The organism is Variovorax sp. GW822-FHT04E09, assembly GCF_058800845.1.
The window spans coordinates 216,992-232,689 of sequence record NZ_JBXAMR010000005.1; the positions used below are offsets into that span (position 1 = coordinate 216,992).

Annotated in this window: 14 protein-coding genes; 9 read left to right on the forward strand and 5 right to left on the reverse strand. The window is 66.2% G+C overall.

What is annotated here, in order from left to right:
- Positions 1–20 precede the first annotated feature (20 nt).
- Both AC1RL8_RS21190 and AC1RL8_RS21195 read left to right on the forward strand, forming a co-directional pair.
- The gene (locus AC1RL8_RS21190) at positions 21–560 is read left to right on the forward strand and encodes a hypothetical protein (RefSeq protein ID WP_062481228.1); all 540 of its coding nucleotides are present in this window, start codon (positions 21–23) and stop codon (positions 558–560) included.
- Between the two features lie 235 nt (positions 561–795).
- Positions 796–1,914: a 3-deoxy-7-phosphoheptulonate synthase gene (locus AC1RL8_RS21195; RefSeq protein ID WP_095948192.1), complete on the forward strand. Its 1,119-nt coding sequence runs from the start codon at positions 796–798 to the stop codon at positions 1,912–1,914.
- A gap of 11 nt (positions 1,915–1,925) precedes the next feature.
- Here the strand turns inward: AC1RL8_RS21195 and AC1RL8_RS21200 are convergent, their stop codons facing one another.
- Together AC1RL8_RS21200 and mpl are read right to left on the reverse strand one after the other, a co-directional pair.
- A complete protein-coding gene (locus AC1RL8_RS21200) occupies positions 1,926–2,435 on the reverse strand; it encodes a cupin domain-containing protein (RefSeq protein WP_369644744.1) in 510 nt (169 codons plus the stop codon).
- A complete protein-coding gene (gene mpl, locus AC1RL8_RS21205; protein WP_492686288.1) occupies positions 2,432–3,844 on the reverse strand; it encodes a UDP-N-acetylmuramate:L-alanyl-gamma-D-glutamyl-meso-diaminopimelate ligase in 1,413 nt (470 codons plus the stop codon). Before mpl ends, AC1RL8_RS21200 begins: the two co-directional genes overlap by 4 nt.
- A 101-nt stretch (positions 3,845–3,945) precedes the next feature.
- On the opposite strand from mpl, the gene AC1RL8_RS21210 reads away from it, so the two are divergent.
- The 7 genes from AC1RL8_RS21210 to AC1RL8_RS21240 all read left to right on the forward strand — a co-directional run bounded on the left by AC1RL8_RS21210 (position 3,946) and on the right by AC1RL8_RS21240 (position 10,360).
- Entirely contained in the window at positions 3,946–4,542 is a 597-nt protein-coding gene (locus AC1RL8_RS21210; RefSeq protein WP_101491179.1) for a hypothetical protein, read from the forward strand.
- On the forward strand, positions 4,542–5,102 hold the full coding sequence (locus tag AC1RL8_RS21215; protein ID WP_492686287.1) for a TlpA family protein disulfide reductase: 561 nt from the start codon (positions 4,542–4,544) through the stop codon (positions 5,100–5,102). The genes AC1RL8_RS21210 and AC1RL8_RS21215 overlap by 1 nt, the downstream gene beginning before the upstream one ends.
- A 101-nt stretch (positions 5,103–5,203) precedes the next feature.
- Entirely contained in the window at positions 5,204–5,665 is a 462-nt protein-coding gene (gene accB / locus AC1RL8_RS21220) for an acetyl-CoA carboxylase biotin carboxyl carrier protein (protein WP_070060113.1), read from the forward strand.
- Positions 5,666–5,667: 2 nt separating this feature from the next.
- Entirely contained in the window at positions 5,668–7,017 is a 1,350-nt protein-coding gene (gene accC, locus AC1RL8_RS21225) for an acetyl-CoA carboxylase biotin carboxylase subunit (protein ID WP_062480332.1), read from the forward strand.
- A gap of 20 nt (positions 7,018–7,037) precedes the next feature.
- On the forward strand, positions 7,038–7,928 hold the full coding sequence (gene prmA / locus AC1RL8_RS21230; protein ID WP_159278547.1) for a 50S ribosomal protein L11 methyltransferase: 891 nt from the start codon (positions 7,038–7,040) through the stop codon (positions 7,926–7,928).
- 82 nt (positions 7,929–8,010) lie between these two features.
- Positions 8,011–9,399, forward strand: coding sequence for a zinc-ribbon and DUF3426 domain-containing protein (locus AC1RL8_RS21235; RefSeq protein ID WP_492686286.1), 1,389 nt, complete (start codon positions 8,011–8,013; stop codon positions 9,397–9,399).
- A gap of 58 nt (positions 9,400–9,457) precedes the next feature.
- A complete protein-coding gene (locus AC1RL8_RS21240; RefSeq protein WP_492686285.1) occupies positions 9,458–10,360 on the forward strand; it encodes a carbohydrate kinase family protein in 903 nt (300 codons plus the stop codon).
- 118 nt (positions 10,361–10,478) lie between these two features.
- On the opposite strand, the gene AC1RL8_RS21245 is transcribed toward AC1RL8_RS21240, so the two are convergent.
- The 3 genes from AC1RL8_RS21245 to AC1RL8_RS21255 form a co-directional block, all read right to left on the reverse strand.
- Positions 10,479–11,039: a histone H1-like DNA-binding protein gene (locus AC1RL8_RS21245; protein ID WP_056575601.1), complete on the reverse strand. Its 561-nt coding sequence runs from the start codon at positions 11,037–11,039 to the stop codon at positions 10,479–10,481.
- Between the two features lie 199 nt (positions 11,040–11,238).
- On the reverse strand, positions 11,239–12,429 hold the full coding sequence (locus AC1RL8_RS21250; RefSeq protein WP_062480340.1) for a ribonucleotide-diphosphate reductase subunit beta: 1,191 nt from the start codon (positions 12,427–12,429) through the stop codon (positions 11,239–11,241).
- A 212-nt stretch (positions 12,430–12,641) separates the two neighbouring features.
- Positions 12,642–15,554, reverse strand: a complete 2,913-nt coding sequence (locus AC1RL8_RS21255; protein ID WP_062480342.1) for a ribonucleoside-diphosphate reductase subunit alpha — start codon at positions 15,552–15,554, stop codon at positions 12,642–12,644.
- Positions 15,555–15,698 lie beyond the last annotated feature (144 nt).

Genomic DNA, 15,698 nt, shown 5'->3' on the forward strand with positions numbered 1-15,698 from the left:
ACGAATCAAGGAGCATTTCAATGGGGAACAGGATCAATTCGCCCGCCGTGCTGTGGGCCGCGACCGCCGTGGTCGCGCTGGCCACAGCCGGTTGCGCATCGCGCGGCGGTTCGGGCAGCCAGCCCGCCGCTGCACCGGCACCCGCCCCGGCCGCCGCCGCGCCTGCGGCGCCCAGCGGTTCGAAGGCCGGCATGGACGCACGCGGCAACGTGGTCGATTCTTCCAAGGTCGAGGCCGGCAGCGGCCGCACCGTCAAGGGCCTGAACGGTTTCGAAGGCGAGATCACCGGCAACCCGGCGCGCAACAGCAAGTTCACGCGCCTGCAGATCGGCATGAGCACCAAGCAGGTCACCGACCTCGCCGGCCAGCCCACCGACCAGGGTGCGTACATCACCGGCAAGGCCTGGATTCCGTTCTATTTCGGCAGCGATCGCCACCGCTTCGAGATGACCTATAAGGGCCAGGGCCGCCTGATCTTCGCGGGCGGCGGCATGGGCGATTTCAGCAGCGGCAACCTGATCTGGATCATTCACAACGCCAACGAATCCGGCTACAGGTAAAAACAACACCGACCCGGCCGCCTGGCCGGGTTTTTGTTTTCCGTGCTACATTCCGCCCACATGTCCGCCCTCCGCGCTTACTTTTTTGCCTACTTTTGGTTCCCGGTTTCCGGCGGACGAGAGGCGAGCGCGTAAAGCAAACGAACACCCTCCCAGAACCGCCGGTGGCTTCCAGCCCCCGGCGGTTTTTTTATGCCCTGACGATTTTTCATTCACACCAACAAGGAAGAGAACCATGAGCACGAACACCCCTCCCGCCGGCGACAGCTGGTATGCGAGCGTCGAAAAAACCAGCAAGACCGACGACGAACGCATCAAGGACATCAACGTGCTCCCCCCTCCCGAACATCTGATCCGCTTCTTCCCGATCCGCGGCACGCCGATCGAAACGCTGATCACCGGCACCCGCCGCGGCATCCACAACATCATGGCCGGCAAGGACGACCGGCTGCTGGTGATCATGGGCCCGTGTTCGATCCACGACCCGGCCGCGGCCCTCGAGTACGCCCGCCGCCTCAAGGCCGAGCGCGACAAGTACGCCGGCACGCTGGAAATCGTGATGCGCGTGTACTTCGAGAAGCCGCGCACCACGGTCGGCTGGAAGGGGCTCATCAACGATCCGTACCTGGACGAGAGCTACCGCATCGACGAAGGCCTGCGCATCGCGCGCCAGCTGCTGATCGACATCAACCGCCTGGGCCTGCCGGCGGGCAGCGAGTTCCTCGACGTGATCTCGCCGCAGTACATCGGCGACCTGATCGCCTGGGGCGCCATCGGTGCGCGCACCACCGAAAGCCAGGTGCACCGCGAGCTGGCCTCGGGCCTGTCGGCCCCCATCGGTTTCAAGAACGGCACCGACGGCAACATCCGCATCGCCACCGACGCCATCCAGGCCGCGGCGCGCGGCCACCACTTCCTGTCGGTGCACAAGAACGGCCAGGTCGCGATCGTGCAGACCAACGGCAACCGCGACTGCCACGTGATCCTGCGCGGCGGCAAGACGCCGAACTACGACGCCGCCAGCGTCGAAGCGGCCTGCAAGGACCTCGAAGCCGCCAAGCTGCCGCCCACGCTCATGGTCGACTGCAGCCACGCCAACAGCTCCAAGCAGCACCAGAAGCAGATCGACGTCGCGAAGGACATCGCCGGCCAGATCGCCGGCGGTTCGAAGCGCGTGTTCGGCGTGATGATCGAAAGCCACCTGCAGCCGGGCGCCCAGAAGTTCACGCCGGGCAAGGACCAGCTGTCGGGCCTCGAGTACGGCAAGAGCATCACCGATGCGTGCATCGGCTGGGACGATTCGGTGCAGGTGCTCGAGACGCTGTCTCAAGCCGTCAAGCAGCGCCGGGGCTGAAGCGTAGTTAGTTAGAGCATGCTGGCCAGGTCGGGCCAGTGGTGCCGCATCGACGCCGCCTCGTCGCTGCCCTGCGGCACCAGCGAGAAGTCGGCGAAGTCGAAGCCCGGCCCGACCATGCAGGCGACCAGCGTGTAGTCGCCCGCCGCGTGGCCCTGGATCGGGCGCGCGGCCTGCCACTGGCCGGCGGGCACCACGTGCTGTGGCCGGGTGCCGTGCACATCGACCGGGCCCAGCTTCACGTGGGCCGGCGCGGTCCGCATCGCAGCGTCGCAGGTCCACAGCGCCAGCGGCACGCCTTCCAGGTGCACCCAGACTTCGTCGGACAGCACCCGGTGCCAGCGCGAATGCTGGTGGGCTTCGAGCAGGAAATAGATGCTGGTCAGCGCGCTGCGCGGCGCGCGGCCGTCGGCGGGCGCCACGCTCGCGGCCGACCGGAACACCTCGCTGTACCAGCCGCCCTCGGGGTGGGGCTGGAGCTTCAGGGTGTCGATCAGCTCGCGCGCGCGCATGCCGTTCATGATGCGTGGGCGGCGCGCAGGGCGTCCAGGAGTTTCTCGTGCACGCCGCCGAAGCCGCCGTTGCTCATGCAGACGATGTGATCGCCGGGCCGCGCGGCGGCCACGACCTGCTGCACCAGCGGTTCGATGGCGCCGGCGACTTGGGCGCGTGCGCCCATCGGTGCCAGCGCGGCGGCCGCGTCCCAGTCGAGGCCGGCCGTGTGGCAGAACGACAGGTCGGCCGATTCCAGGCTCCACGGCAGCTGCGCGGCCATCACGCCCAGCTTCATCGTGTTGCTGCGCGGTTCGAAGGCCGCGAGGATGCGCTCACTTTGCTTGCCGGCGTCGTCGAGCTTCTTGCGCAGCCCATCGAGCGTGGTGCGGATCGCGGTCGGGTGGTGCGCGAAGTCGTCGTAGACGGTGATCGCGCCGCCTTGGCCCTCGACCGTGCCGCGCAGCTCCATGCGGCGGCGCACGTTGCGAAAGCGCCCGAGTGCGCGGGCCGCATCGGCCGGCGGCACGCCCACGTGGTCCGCCGCCGCGATGGCGGCCAGCGCGTTCATCTGGTTGTGCAGGCCCGAGAGCGCCCACTCGACCCGGCCGACCACTTCGCCCCGGTGCAGCACGTCGAAGGCGTCGTGCGTGCCGCGCGCCTGCCATTCCGTGGCCGGGCCGCCGTCGCCGAAACGGGCGAGTTCGCTCCAGCAGCCCTGGGCCAGCACGCGCTGCAGGCTCTCTTCGGTGGCGTTCACCACCAGGCGCCCGGTGCCGGGCACGGTGCGCACGAGATGATGGAACTGGCGCTCGATGGCGGCCAGATCGTCGAAGATGTCGGCGTGATCGAACTCCAGGTTGTTCAGCACGGCGGTGCGCGGCCGGTAGTGAACGAACTTGCTGCGCTTGTCGAAGAAGGCGGTGTCGTACTCGTCGGCCTCGATCACGAAGGCCGGGCCGTCGCCCAAGCGGGCCGACACGCCGAAGTCCAGCGGCACGCCGCCGACCAGGAAGCCGGGCGCCTTGCCGCCCTGTTCGAGCACCCAGGCCAGCATCGAGGTGGTGGTCGTCTTGCCGTGCGTGCCGGCCACGGCCAGCACATGGCGGCCCTGCAGCACGTGCTCGGCCAGCCACTGCGGGCCACTGGTGTAGGGCTTGCCGGCGTCGAGGATGGCCTCCATCAGCGGGAACTTGGGGCTGCCGTCGGGCAGGCGGGCCCGCGAGACCACGTTGCCGACCACGAACATGTCGGGGGCGAGGGCCAGCTGGTCGGCGCCGAAGCCTTCGATCAGGTCGATGCCGAGCGCGCGCAGCTGGTCGCTCATCGGGGGGTACACGCCCGCGTCGCAGCCCGTGACCCGGTGGCCTGCTTCGCGTGCGAGGGCGGCCACACCACCCATGAACGTGCCGCAGATACCCAGAATATGAATGTGCATCGGCCAATTCTAGGGAGGCGCTGCGGGTGCCCCGGCGGCTTCGCCCCGGGCGCCGTACTGATGTTCATGTGAGGGACGTCCGCAGCGGGCAAAATGCCCCGATGGACACGTCCAAGCGTGAAATCGCCGCCGTTGCCGCCCGACTCGTGGTCGAGGAGGGGCTCGAGTACGGCCCGGCCAAGCGCCGGGCGCTGCGCGAACTCGGCCTCCCGACGCGCACCGCGCTGCCCAACAACGACGAGGTCGAGGCCGAGGTGCGCGACTACATCGCGCTCTTCTGCGCCGACACCCAGCCCCAGGAACTGCACGCACTGCGCCTGCTCGCGCTCGAGTGGATGGAGCGCATGGCCGTGTTCCGGCCGCATGTGGGCGGCGCCGTCTGGCACGGCACGGCCACGCGTTTGTCAGACATTTATATTCAATTGTTCTGCGATGATTCCAAGTCGGCCGAAATCGCCCTGATCGATCACCACGTGGACTACGAGCCGCGCATGGTGACCGGCTTCCATGGCGAGCAGGTCGAAGCCCTCAGCGTCCACGCGCCGAGCCGGGCGCTGGGCGAGGAAATCGGGGTGCATCTGCTGGTGTACGACCTCGACGACCTGCGCGGCGCCCTCAAGCCCGACGCCCAGGGGCGCGCGCCGCGCGGCGACCTGAACGCGCTGCGCCGACGCATTGAACAAGAAAAGGACCAGTAATGACTTCAACGCCCACACGACGCGGCATGCTGTATGCCGGCGTGGCGGCAGTCGCTGCCGCGGCCGGCATCGCCGGCGCCTGGTGGCGGGAGCGCAATGACAGCGGCGTCGCGGCCACCGGCGGCGAAAAGCTCGATGCCGCCATGTTCTGGGACCAGCGCTTCGAGCGCCCCGAGGGTGGCGAGCTGGCCCTGTCGAGCCTGCGCGGCAAGCCCGTGCTGCTCAACTTCTGGGCCACGTGGTGCCCGCCCTGTGTCGAAGAAATGCCGATGATCGACGCCTTTTTCCGCGAACACGGCGCCAACGGCTGGCAAGTGGTGGGATTGGCCATCGACCAACCCAGCGCTGTGCGCAAGTTCCTGCAGCGCACGCCGGTCAACTACCCGACCGCGCTGGCCGGCTTGCAGGGCATGGAACTGGTGAAGAATCTGGGCAATACCGGGGGCGGCCTGCCGTTTACCTTGGTGCTCCATGCCGACGGTTCGGTGCTGGCTCGTAAAATGGGCAAGCTTGAAACGACCGACCTGGACGCTTGGCGACGCCAACTTGTTCACGGTTAGAATTTAAATACACAAGCTGGCGTTAGACGCCAAACGCCGAAAATCGACGGTTTTCGGTCAAGTTCTTTCCTAAAGACCGGCAAAGCTGGCACTGGAGTCCCATGGATCTGCGCAAACTCAAGACACTGATCGATCTGGTGTCCGAATCGAATATTTCCGAACTGGAAATCACCGAGACCGAAGGCAAGGTCCGCATCGTCAAGGGTGGCGGTGCCGCCCCTGTGCAGTACGTGCAGACCCTGGCCGCCGCGCCCGCCGTGGCAGCGCCCGCCGTGGCCGGTGCTGCGGCCCCGGCCGCTGCGGCCCCCGCCGTCGAAGCCGCACCGAGCGGCCATGCCGTGAAGTCGCCGATGGTCGGCACCTTCTACCGTTCGTCCAGCCCGGGCGCCGCGGCCTTCGTCGAAGTCGGCAGCAAGGTGAACGAGGGCGACACGCTCTGCATCATCGAGGCGATGAAGATCCTCAACGAAATCGAGGCCGACAAGGCCGGCACGGTCACGCAGATCCTCGGCGAAAACGGCCAGGCGGTCGAATACGGCCAGCCGCTGTTCATCATCGAGTAAGCATGTTCAAGAAGATTCTGGTTGCAAACCGGGGGGAGATCGCCCTTCGGATCCAGCGCGCTTGCAGCGAAATGGGCATCAAGGCCGTGATGGTCTATTCCGAAGCCGATCGCGAAGCCAAGTACGTCAAGCTGGCGCAGGAAGCCGTGTGCATCGGCCCGGCGCCTTCGGGCCTGAGCTACCTCAACATGCCGGCCATCATCTCGGCCGCCGAGGTGACCGACGCCGAAGCCATCCACCCCGGCTATGGTTTCCTGAGCGAGAACGCCAATTTCGCCGAACGCGTGGAGCAAAGCGGCTTCCAGTTCATCGGCCCGACGCCCGACAACATCCGCACGATGGGTGACAAGGTCTCAGCCAAGCAGGCCATGATCAAGGCTGGCGTGCCCTGCGTGCCCGGCTCGGAAGGCGAACTGTCGGACGACGCCGCCACCAACAAGCGCATCGCCCGTGCGATCGGCTACCCGGTGATCATCAAGGCGGCAGGCGGTGGCGGTGGCCGCGGCATGCGCGTGGTGCACACCGAGGCGGCGCTGGTCAACGCGATCCAGATGACCAAGGCGGAAGCCGCCGCGGCCTTCAACAATCCGGCCGTGTACATGGAGAAGTTTCTCCAGAACCCGCGCCACATCGAAATCCAGATCCTCGCGGACAAGCACAAGAACGCCGTCTACCTAGGCGAGCGCGACTGCTCCATGCAGCGCCGCCACCAGAAGGTGATCGAGGAATCGCCGGCCCCCGGCATTCCGCGCAAGCTGATCGAGAAGATCGGCGAGCGCTGCGCCACCGCCTGCAAGAAGATCGGCTACCGCGGCGCCGGCACCTTCGAGTTCCTGTACGAGAACGGCGAGTTCTACTTCATCGAGATGAACACGCGCGTGCAGGTGGAGCATCCGGTCACGGAGTTCACCACCGGCATCGACATCGTGAAGACGCAGATCATGGTCGCCGCCGGCGAGAAGCTGCCGTTCACGCAGCGCCAGATCGAGATGCGCGGCCACGCCATCGAGGTGCGCATCAACGCCGAAGATCCGTGGAAGTTCACGCCGTCGCCGGGTCGCATCACCATGTGGCACCCGCCGGGCGGCCCGGGCGTGCGCGTCGACTCGCACGTGTACACCAACTACTTCGTGCCCCCGAACTACGACTCGATGATCGGCAAGATCATCGTGTACGGCGACACCCGTGAACAGGCCATGGCGCGCATGCGCACGGCGCTGAACGAGACGGTGATCGAAGGCATCCAGACCAACATGCCGCTGCACCGCGAGCTGATGGTCGACGCCAAGTTCATGAGCGGCGGCACGAACATCCACTACCTGGAAGAGTGGCTCGCAGCGCACAAGCGCTGAGTCCACGCGCAACGCCCTGTATGTTTGAACTCCGCCTCATGGCGCCGGAAGACCGGGTCGAAATGCTCGGCGATGCGCTCGACGCACTCGATGCGCTGAGCGTGTCGGTCGAAGACGCCGATGCGCAGACCGATGCCGAGCAGGCCCTGTTCGGCGAGCCCGGCATGCCGCCGCCCAAGGAGGGCTGGCAGCGTTCGCGCGTGATCGCGCTGTTCCCCGATGAAGATGCCGCCAACGAGGCGGCCTCGGTGCTCGCGCTGCAGGACTTTTTCGACGGCTGCGCGGTGCTCGGCGTGGCGCCGGTGCCTGATCAGGACTGGGTGCGGCTCACGCAATCGCAGTTCGCACCGGTCGAGATCACGCCCGAGTTCTGGATCGTGCCGACCTGGCACGAACCGCCCGCGCAAGCCAAGCAGGTGATCCGGCTCGACCCGGGCCTGGCCTTCGGCACGGGCACGCACCCGACCACGCGCATGTGCCTGCGTTGGATCGCGACGCAAGGCGAGGGCGCCTTTGCCGACCAGCGCGTGCTCGACTACGGCTGCGGCTCCGGCATCCTGGCCATCGGCGCGGCCAAGTTCGGTGCGCGCAACATCGACGCCGTCGACATCGACGAAGCCGCGGTCTCCTCGACCCGGCTCAACGCCGAGGCCAACGGCGTGCAACTCAACGCAGGCCTGCCCGAAGCGGCGAAGGGCGAGTACCAGACGGTGCTCGCCAACATCCTCGCGACGCCGCTCAAGGTGTTGGCGCCGCTGCTGCGCAGCCACGTGGCCGCCGGCGGTTCGCTGGTGCTGGCCGGCATCCTCGAGCGCCAGGCCGATGAGCTCAAGGCGGCCTATGCGCCGTACGCCGCGCTCGAAGTCAGCGACACCGAGGACGGCTGGATCCTCATGACCGCGCGCTGCTGAAGCGCGCGGCCGGGCGCTCGCACCGCGGGTGCCCCGGGCACCTGCCTGCGTGGCGAGGGCCCAACCCTACAATCGCCCGGTCATGAGCCTCGTCACGCGTTGCCCCGCCTGCACCACCACCTTCAAGGTGGTGCGCGACCAGCTTCGCATCTCGGACGGCTGGGTGCGCTGCGGTCGATGCAGCCATGTGTTCGATGCCACGCTCGACCTGCAGGAGGCGCCCGACGGTGCGGTGTCCGCGCCTGCCGCGCCGGCACCCGCACCCACGCCGGCAGCTTCGCCGATGTCGTCGATGGCCGCACTGGTGGCGTCTTTCGACGACGCGCGCCTCGACCTGGCGGCCGCACGGCCGGCGGTCGAGGAGGCCGACTTTCTCGACGACGAGTCCGAGCCGCAGGCGCCATCGCCTGCCCCGCAAGACGAAGCCGGGCTGTCGACCGCCGCCACCAACGTCGCGCCGGCTGCGTCCCCGCTGCCTTTCGAGCTGACGCTGCCCGCGCACGGCCTCGCCGCGGACGAGCCCTGGTCCGACCTCGATGCCACCGAACCCGCATGGCGTCCGCCCGCGAGTTCGCTGCCGCCGTTTCCGAACATCGACCTGAACCTCGGCGCACCGCCTCCCGCATCGCCGCCGCCTGCGCCGCCCTTGCCCGACCTGCCGCGCAGCTCAGCGCTGCGCGGGCTGGTTGCAGCGACCGGTGAGAACGACGACGGCGCGGCCGCGGAGCGCGAGCAGGAAGAGAAAGACCACGACCAGCTCCTGATCCAGAAGGCGCTGCGCCGTGCGCGCGCCAAGTCGGCCAAGATCGCGAACGCCAAGGCCCGCGACGCGCAACACGAAGAGGTGTCCGCGCCGCTGCCGGGCCCCGGCATCCGTGCTGAAGGCGAGCCGGATTTCTCGCTCTCCGCGACCTTCGAAGCGCCTGAAGACCATCCCTTCGCCGAAGAAGACGAGCCGGCCGAAAAAGCCACCGGCTTCTGGCAGCGCAAGGGCGTGCGCCGCCTGCTCGTGCTGCTGGCCGTGCTCGCAGCGTTGGTTCTCATCGTGCAGATCGTTCGCCACGAGCGCGACGGCATCGTGGCGCGCCAGCCGAACCTGCGGCCCGCCCTGTCGGCGCTGTGCCAGTACACCGGTTGCGAGCTTGCGGCGCTGCGCCAGATCGGCGACATCGTGATCGAGGGCGCGGCCTTCGCGCGCGAGAAGAGCGGCGGCAACGACTACCGTCTGAGCTTCACCTTGCGCAATGCGGCGACCGTGCCACTCGCGATGCCGGCCATCGAGCTGTCGCTGCTCGACACGCAGGAACAAGCTGTCGTGCGGCGCGTGCTGACGCCGGCCGACTACGGCGCGCCGGGCGTGCTGGCGGCGCGTGCCGACCGCGCGGCCTCGCTGCCACTGACCCTGTCGGCCAGCGAAGCGGCGGCACTGCCGCCGATCGCGGGCTACCGCGTCGAAGCTTTCTATCCCTGAGCGGAGCGCCGACACGCGCGCCGTTCGTTTCCTTTCTCATCCAACCTACGGTCCACCCATGGCAGCAGTGATTTGCGGTTCCCTCGCGTTCGACACCATCATGACTTTCGAAGGCCGGTTCGCCGACCAGATCCTGCCGGACCAGCTGCACATCCTGAATGTGTCGTTCCTGGTGCCGGGCCTGCGCCGCGACTTCGGTGGCTGCGCCGGCAACATCGCCTACAGCCTCAACGCACTGGGCGGCACGGCGCTGCCGATGGCCACGCTGGGCAGCGACGGTGCCGACTACGCCGAGCGCATGCGCACGCTGGGCATCAGCACGGAGTTCGTGCGTCAGCTCGACGACACCTTCACCGCGCAGGCGATGATCATGAACGACACGGACAACAACCAGATCACGGCGTTCCATCCCGGCGCGATGCAGCAGGCGCACATCACGAAGGTGGTGGCGCGCGAGGACATCAAGCTCGGCATCATCGCGCCCGACGGCCGGGAGGCGATGCTGCAGCACGCCGAGCAGTTCGCCGCCGCCGGCATTCCCTTCGTGTTCGATCCGGGCCAGGGCCTGCCGATGTTCGACGGCGACGCGCTGCGCCACTTCATCGAGCTCGCGAGCTGGGTCGTGGTCAACGACTACGAAGGCAAGATGCTGTCGCAGCGCACCGGCTGGAGCCTGGCCGAGATCTCGCAACGCGTGCGCGGCCTCGTGGTCACGCTGGCGGCCGAGGGCTGCGAGGTGTGGGCCGGTGGCGAGCGCGAGCACGTGCCCGGCGTGACGCCCACGGCCGTGGTCGAGCCCACGGGCTGCGGCGACGCATGGCGCGGCGGCCTGCTGTACGGCCTGGAAAAGGAATGGCCGCTGGCGCGCTGCGCAGCGCTCGGCAACCGCATCGGCGCGCTCAAGATCGCGCAGCGTGGACCGCAGAACTACCAGATCGACCGCGCGACGCTCGACCTGTGATTCGCTGACGACCTGCCCGCATCGCTTCGGCGATTCGGCGATGACAGGCCGCCCATGAAAAAAGCCCGGCACCTTGCGGTGCCGGGCTTCGTGCCTTTCAAGGCCGCTGAGAATTCACTCAGGGCTTGCTGGCCGTCGGAAACGGCCAGGCTGCCTGGGGATTCAGCGTCGTTTGCGCCGCAGGGGCAGGCGCTACGGCAGCCTTCGCAGGCGCGGCGGCCTTTTTGGCAGCAGGCTTCTTGGCAGCAGCGGCAGGCTTGGCAGCGGGCTTTTTCGCGGCTTTCTTGGCCGCGGCCTTCTTGGCAGGGGCCTTCTTGGCGGCAGCCTTCTTCGCAGGGGCCTTCTTGGCAGCAGCCTTCTTGGCAGGCGCCTTCTTCGCTACGGCCTTCTTGGCAGGGGCCTTCTTGGCGGCGGCCTTCTTTGCCGGAGCCTTCTTGGCAGCGGCCTTCTTCGCCGGTGCAGCCTTCTTCGCTACGACCTTCTTGGCTGCAACCTTCTTGGCAGCGACCTTCTTTGCCGGAGCCTTCTTCGCTACGACCTTCTTGGCGACAGCCTTCTTAGCCGGAGCCTTCTTGGCAGCGACCTTCTTTGCCGGAGCCTTCTTCGCGGCGACAGCCTTCTTAGCCGGAGCCTTCTTTGCAGCGGCCTTCTTGGCCGGCGCTTTCTTTGCAGTTGCCATTTCTATTTCTCCTTGATCAAGTTGAAAAAATCAACCTATTGAAGCACTCCACGCGCGTTGGGAGCGTGAAGCGATTCATGGCGTTGGAATCTGAGCCCCAGCACCATGAACACCTGAGCCCTCGTCCATGCCGCGCTCTTTGGCGCAGTCGGTGGCAAGGGCAATTCTTGAATTCATGAATTGTTGTGTATCGAAAAATTCAATCCCAGGAGAGCGCACCACCCGACTGGTACTCGATCACGCGGGTTTCGAAAAAGTTGCGCTCTTTCTTCAGGTCAATCATTTCGCTCATCCAGGGGAACGGGTTTTCCTCGTTCGGGAAGAGCGTTTCGAGGCCGATCTGCTGCGCGCGCCGGTTGGCGATGTAGCGCAGGTAGCCCTTGAACATGGAGGCGTTCATGCCGAGCACGCCGCGCGGCATGGTGTCTTCGGCATATTTGTATTCGAGCTCGACGGCCTTCATGAAGAGGTCCTTGATCTCGGCCTTGAACTCTGCGGTCCACAGGCCAGGATTCTCGAGCTTGAGCTGGTTGATCAGGTCGATGCCGAAATTGCAGTGCATCGACTCGTCGCGCAGGATGTACTGGTACTGCTCGGCGGCGCCGGTCATCTTGTTCTGGCGGCCCAGCGCAAGGATCTGCGTGAAGCCGACGTAGAAGAAGAGACCTTCCATCAGGCAGGCGAACACGATGAGCGACTTGAGCAGCGTCTGGTCGGTCTCGTGCGTGCCGGTCTTGAAGTTCGGGTCGCTGATGGCGTCGATGAACGGGATCAGGAACTGGTCCTTCTCGCGGATCGACGGCACTTCGTTGTAGGCGTTGAAGATCTCGCTCTCGTCCAGGCCGAGCGACTCGACGATGTACTGGTACGCGTGCGTGTGGATCGCTTCCTCGAAGGCCTGGCGCAGCAGGAACTGGCGGCACTCGGGGGCCGTGATGTGGCGGTAGGTGCCCAGCACGATGTTGTTGGCGGCCAGCGAGTCGGCGGTCACGAAGAAGCCGAGGTTGCGCTTGACGATGCGGCGCTCGTCTTCGGTCAGGCCGTTCGGGTCTTTCCACAACGCGATGTCGCGCGTCATGTTCACTTCCTGCGGCATCCAGTGGTTGGCGCAGGTGGCGAGGTACTTTTCCCAGGCCCACTTGTACTTGAACGGCACCAGCTGGTTGACGTCGGTCTGGCCGTTGATGATCCGCTTGTCGGAAGCCTTGACGCGCTGGCCTGCAGCGGCGGCCACCGGTGCGGTGGCAGTGGCGGGTTGTGCAAGCGACGAAGTCGGAGCGGCTACCGCGCGGCCAGCGGAAAGACCGCCGGTCGATGCGTGGTGCTGCTGCAATCCTTGTTGCATATCCTTTGGTAAGGAGGGCTTGACTTCTTCGTCCCAGGTCAACATAGAAAAATCCAATGCGCAATTATCGGAGCAACGATGTGAGTTGCAAAGTGCTCGTTCACATCGTGCGCCATTTATGGGGTTGTTATGTTGCTCGCATGCATCGCGCGACGTCAGTCAATGCCTTGATTGATTGAACGTCGCGCGCTTTTCACTTGTGCGAGCACCTCGCTGATCGATCGAAGCGTCTTGTGTGTTGACGCTTCACTTGCACATCACTGGCAGGCTTCGCAGGTCGGATCGTCGACACCGCAGAACGCGATGTCGGTGGCGGGCATCGCGCTCATCTGTGCCTTCGCTGCAGCAGCGGCGGCTTCGAGTGCGCTCATGCCCGAGGGTGCGTCGTTGCCCGACGACACCGCGTTGAGACGGCCCGATTGCACCGTCGACTTTTCAGCGTGCGTCGCGCTCTGCGTGCGCAGGTAGTACGTGGTCTTCAGGCCGCGCAGCCAGGCGAGCTTGTAGGTGTCGTCGAGCTTCTTGCCCGAGGCGCCGGCCATGTAGATGTTCAGCGACTGCGCCTGGTCGATCCACTTCTGGCGACGCGCGGCGGCTTCCACCAGCCACGTGGTTTCGACTTCGAACGCGGTGGCGTACAGCGCCTTCACGTCCTGCGGCACGCGGTCGATGGGACGCAGCGAACCGTCGAAGTGCTTCAGGTCCATGACCATCACGTCGTCCCACAGGCCCAGGCGCTTCAGGTCGCGCACCAGGTAGTGGTTGATGACGGTGAATTCGCCCGACAGGTTCGACTTGACCGACAGGTTGCCGAAGCAGGGTTCGATCGAGGCGTCCACGCCGATGATGTTCGAGATGGTCGCCGTGGGGGCGATGGCCACGCAGTTCGAATTGCGCATGCCGTCGGCCTTGATCTTGGCGCGCAGCGAATCCCAGTCGAGGGTGGCCGAGCGGTCCACTTCGACGTAGCCGCCGCGGGCCTTCTCGAGCAGGTCGAGCGAATCGATCGGCAGGATGCCCTTGTCCCACAGCGAGCCCTTGTAGCTGGAGTACTTGCCGCGTTCCTTGGCCAGCTCGGTCGAGGCCCAGTAGGCGTGGTAGCAGATGGCTTCCATCGACTCGTCGGCGAACTGAACGGCTTCCTGCGAGGCGTAGGGAATGCGCAGTTCGTACAGCGCGTCCTGGAAGCCCATCAGGCCCAGGCCGACCGGACGGTGGCGCAGGTTGGAGTCGCGCGCCTTCTTCACGGCGTAGTAGTTGATGTCGATCACGTTGTCGAGCATGCGCATCGCGGTCGAGATGGTGCGCTTGAGCTTTTCCTGGTCGACCTTGCCGTCCTTCAGGTGCTGCAGCAGGTTCACGGAACCCAGGTTGCACACGGCGGTTTCGGTGTCGCTGGTGTTCAGCGTGATCTCGGTGCACAGGTTCGACGAGTGCACCACGCCGGCGTGCTGCTGCGGCGAGCGCACGTTGCAGGCGTCCTTGAACGTGATCCAGGGGTGGCCGGTCTCGAACAGCATCGTGAGCATCTTGCGCCACAGGTCCGAGGCCTGGAGGGTGCGCGCGGGCTTGATCTCGCCGCGGGCGGCCTTTTCTTCGTAGGCGACGTAGGCCTTCTCGAAGTCGGCACCGAACAGGTCGTGCAGGTCAGGCACGTTGGAGGGCGAGAACAGCGTCCAGGTGCCCTTTTCCATCACGCGGCGCATGAACAGGTCGGGGATCCAGTTGGCGGTGTTCATGTCGTGCGTGCGGCGGCGGTCGTCGCCGGTGTTCTTGCGCAGCTCCAGGAACTCCTCGATGTCGAGGTGCCAGGTTTCCAGGTACGTGCAGACGGCGCCCTTGCGCTTGCCGCCCTGGTTCACGGCCACGGCCGTGTCGTTCACCACCTTCAGGAACGGCACCACGCCTTGCGATTCGCCGTTGGTGCCCTTGATGTGGCTGCCCAGTGCGCGCACGCGGGTCCAGTCGTTGCCCAGGCCGCCGGCGAACTTCGAGAGCAGCGCGTTTTCCTTGATCGACTCGTAGATGCCGTCCAGGTCGTCGGGCACGGTGGTCAGGTAGCAGCTGGACAGCTGCGAGCGCAGCGTGCCGGCGTTGAACAGGGTGGGCGTGCTCGACATGAAGTCGAACGACGACAGCACTTCGTAGAACTCGATGGCGCGGGCTTCGCGGTCGATTTCGTTCAGCGACAGGCCCATGGCCACGCGCATGAAGAACGCTTGCGGCAGTTCGATGCGGGTCTTGCGCACGTGCAGGAAGTAGCGGTCGTACAGCGTCTGCAGGCCCAGGTAGTCGAACTGGTTGTCGCGCTCGGCCTTCAGGGCGGCGCCCAGGCGGGGCAGGTCGTACTGCAGCAGCTTCTCGTCGAGCAGCTCGTTCTCGACGCCCTTCTTGATGAACTGCGGGAAGTAGTCGGCGTAGGCGGTGGCGCGCTCGACCGGCATCACTTCGCGGCCGATGATTTCCTTGAAGATCGTGTGCAGCAGCAGGCGCGCGGTGGCGAAGGTGTAGTCGGGGTCCTTCTCGATCAGCGTGCGGGCGGCCAGGATGGAGGCCTTGTAGACCTCGTCCAGCGGCACGCCGTCGTACAGGTTGCGCATCGTCTCGGCGACGATGGGGGCGGCGGTGATGCTGTCGCCCAGGCCCTGGCAGGCCGATTCGATCAGGCCCTTGAGCTCGTTCAGGTCCAGCGCCACGCGCTCGCCGTTGTCGAGCACGTGCAGCGCCGGTGCGGCGGGCACGTCCTGCTCGCCTTGCTTCGAACGTTCCTGGGTGCGGCGTTCGCGGTACAGCACGTAGGCGCGCGCGATTTCATGGTGGCCGCCGCGCATCAGGCCGAGCTCGACCTGGTCCTGCACGTCTTCGATGTGGAAGGTGCCGCCGCCCGGACGCGAGCGCACCATGGCGCGGATCACGCCTTGCGTCAGCGTGTCGACGGTCTCGCGCACGCTGGCGGAAGCCGCGCCCTGGGTGCCGTGCACCGCCAGGAAGGCCTTCATCATGGCGATGGCGATCTTGTTCGGCTCGAAGGGAACGACGGCGCCGTTGCGGCGGATGATCTGGTAGTGCGCGAGGTTCTGACCGGTGGGCGAGCCCGCAGTGTCTTGTTGCTGCTGCGGCGTCGCGGGGACGGCGCGGGGGGTCGACGGGGTGTTCAGTGCAGTTTGCATTCGCTTCCTCTCGGTTGTGCAATTCTTGTTGGTTGGCAAGGCCTCGCGGGCCTTGCGTCGGCGTTGTTGCCGAACGGGAAGACACTATATCTAGGGTGTCTGTGCCCTACAAGCCACTACAGGTAGTGTTTTCCTATGGACGCA

Coding starts and splice junctions, on each gene's coding strand:
- AC1RL8_RS21190 (WP_062481228.1), top strand. CDS start 21: ATGGGGAACAGGATCAATTCGCCCGCCGTGCTGTGGGCCGCGACCGCC.
- AC1RL8_RS21195 (WP_095948192.1), top strand. CDS start 796: ATGAGCACGAACACCCCTCCCGCCGGCGACAGCTGGTATGCGAGCGTC.
- AC1RL8_RS21200 (WP_369644744.1), bottom strand. CDS start 2,435: ATGAACGGCATGCGCGCGCGCGAGCTGATCGACACCCTGAAGCTCCAG.
- mpl (WP_492686288.1), bottom strand. CDS start 3,844: ATGCACATTCATATTCTGGGTATCTGCGGCACGTTCATGGGTGGTGTG.
- AC1RL8_RS21210 (WP_101491179.1), top strand. CDS start 3,946: ATGGACACGTCCAAGCGTGAAATCGCCGCCGTTGCCGCCCGACTCGTG.
- AC1RL8_RS21215 (WP_492686287.1), top strand. CDS start 4,542: ATGACTTCAACGCCCACACGACGCGGCATGCTGTATGCCGGCGTGGCG.
- accB (WP_070060113.1), top strand. CDS start 5,204: ATGGATCTGCGCAAACTCAAGACACTGATCGATCTGGTGTCCGAATCG.
- accC (WP_062480332.1), top strand. CDS start 5,668: ATGTTCAAGAAGATTCTGGTTGCAAACCGGGGGGAGATCGCCCTTCGG.
- prmA (WP_159278547.1), top strand. CDS start 7,038: ATGTTTGAACTCCGCCTCATGGCGCCGGAAGACCGGGTCGAAATGCTC.
- AC1RL8_RS21235 (WP_492686286.1), top strand. CDS start 8,011: ATGAGCCTCGTCACGCGTTGCCCCGCCTGCACCACCACCTTCAAGGTG.
- AC1RL8_RS21240 (WP_492686285.1), top strand. CDS start 9,458: ATGGCAGCAGTGATTTGCGGTTCCCTCGCGTTCGACACCATCATGACT.
- AC1RL8_RS21245 (WP_056575601.1), bottom strand. CDS start 11,039: ATGGCAACTGCAAAGAAAGCGCCGGCCAAGAAGGCCGCTGCAAAGAAG.
- AC1RL8_RS21250 (WP_062480340.1), bottom strand. CDS start 12,429: ATGTTGACCTGGGACGAAGAAGTCAAGCCCTCCTTACCAAAGGATATG.
- AC1RL8_RS21255 (WP_062480342.1), bottom strand. CDS start 15,554: ATGCAAACTGCACTGAACACCCCGTCGACCCCCCGCGCCGTCCCCGCG.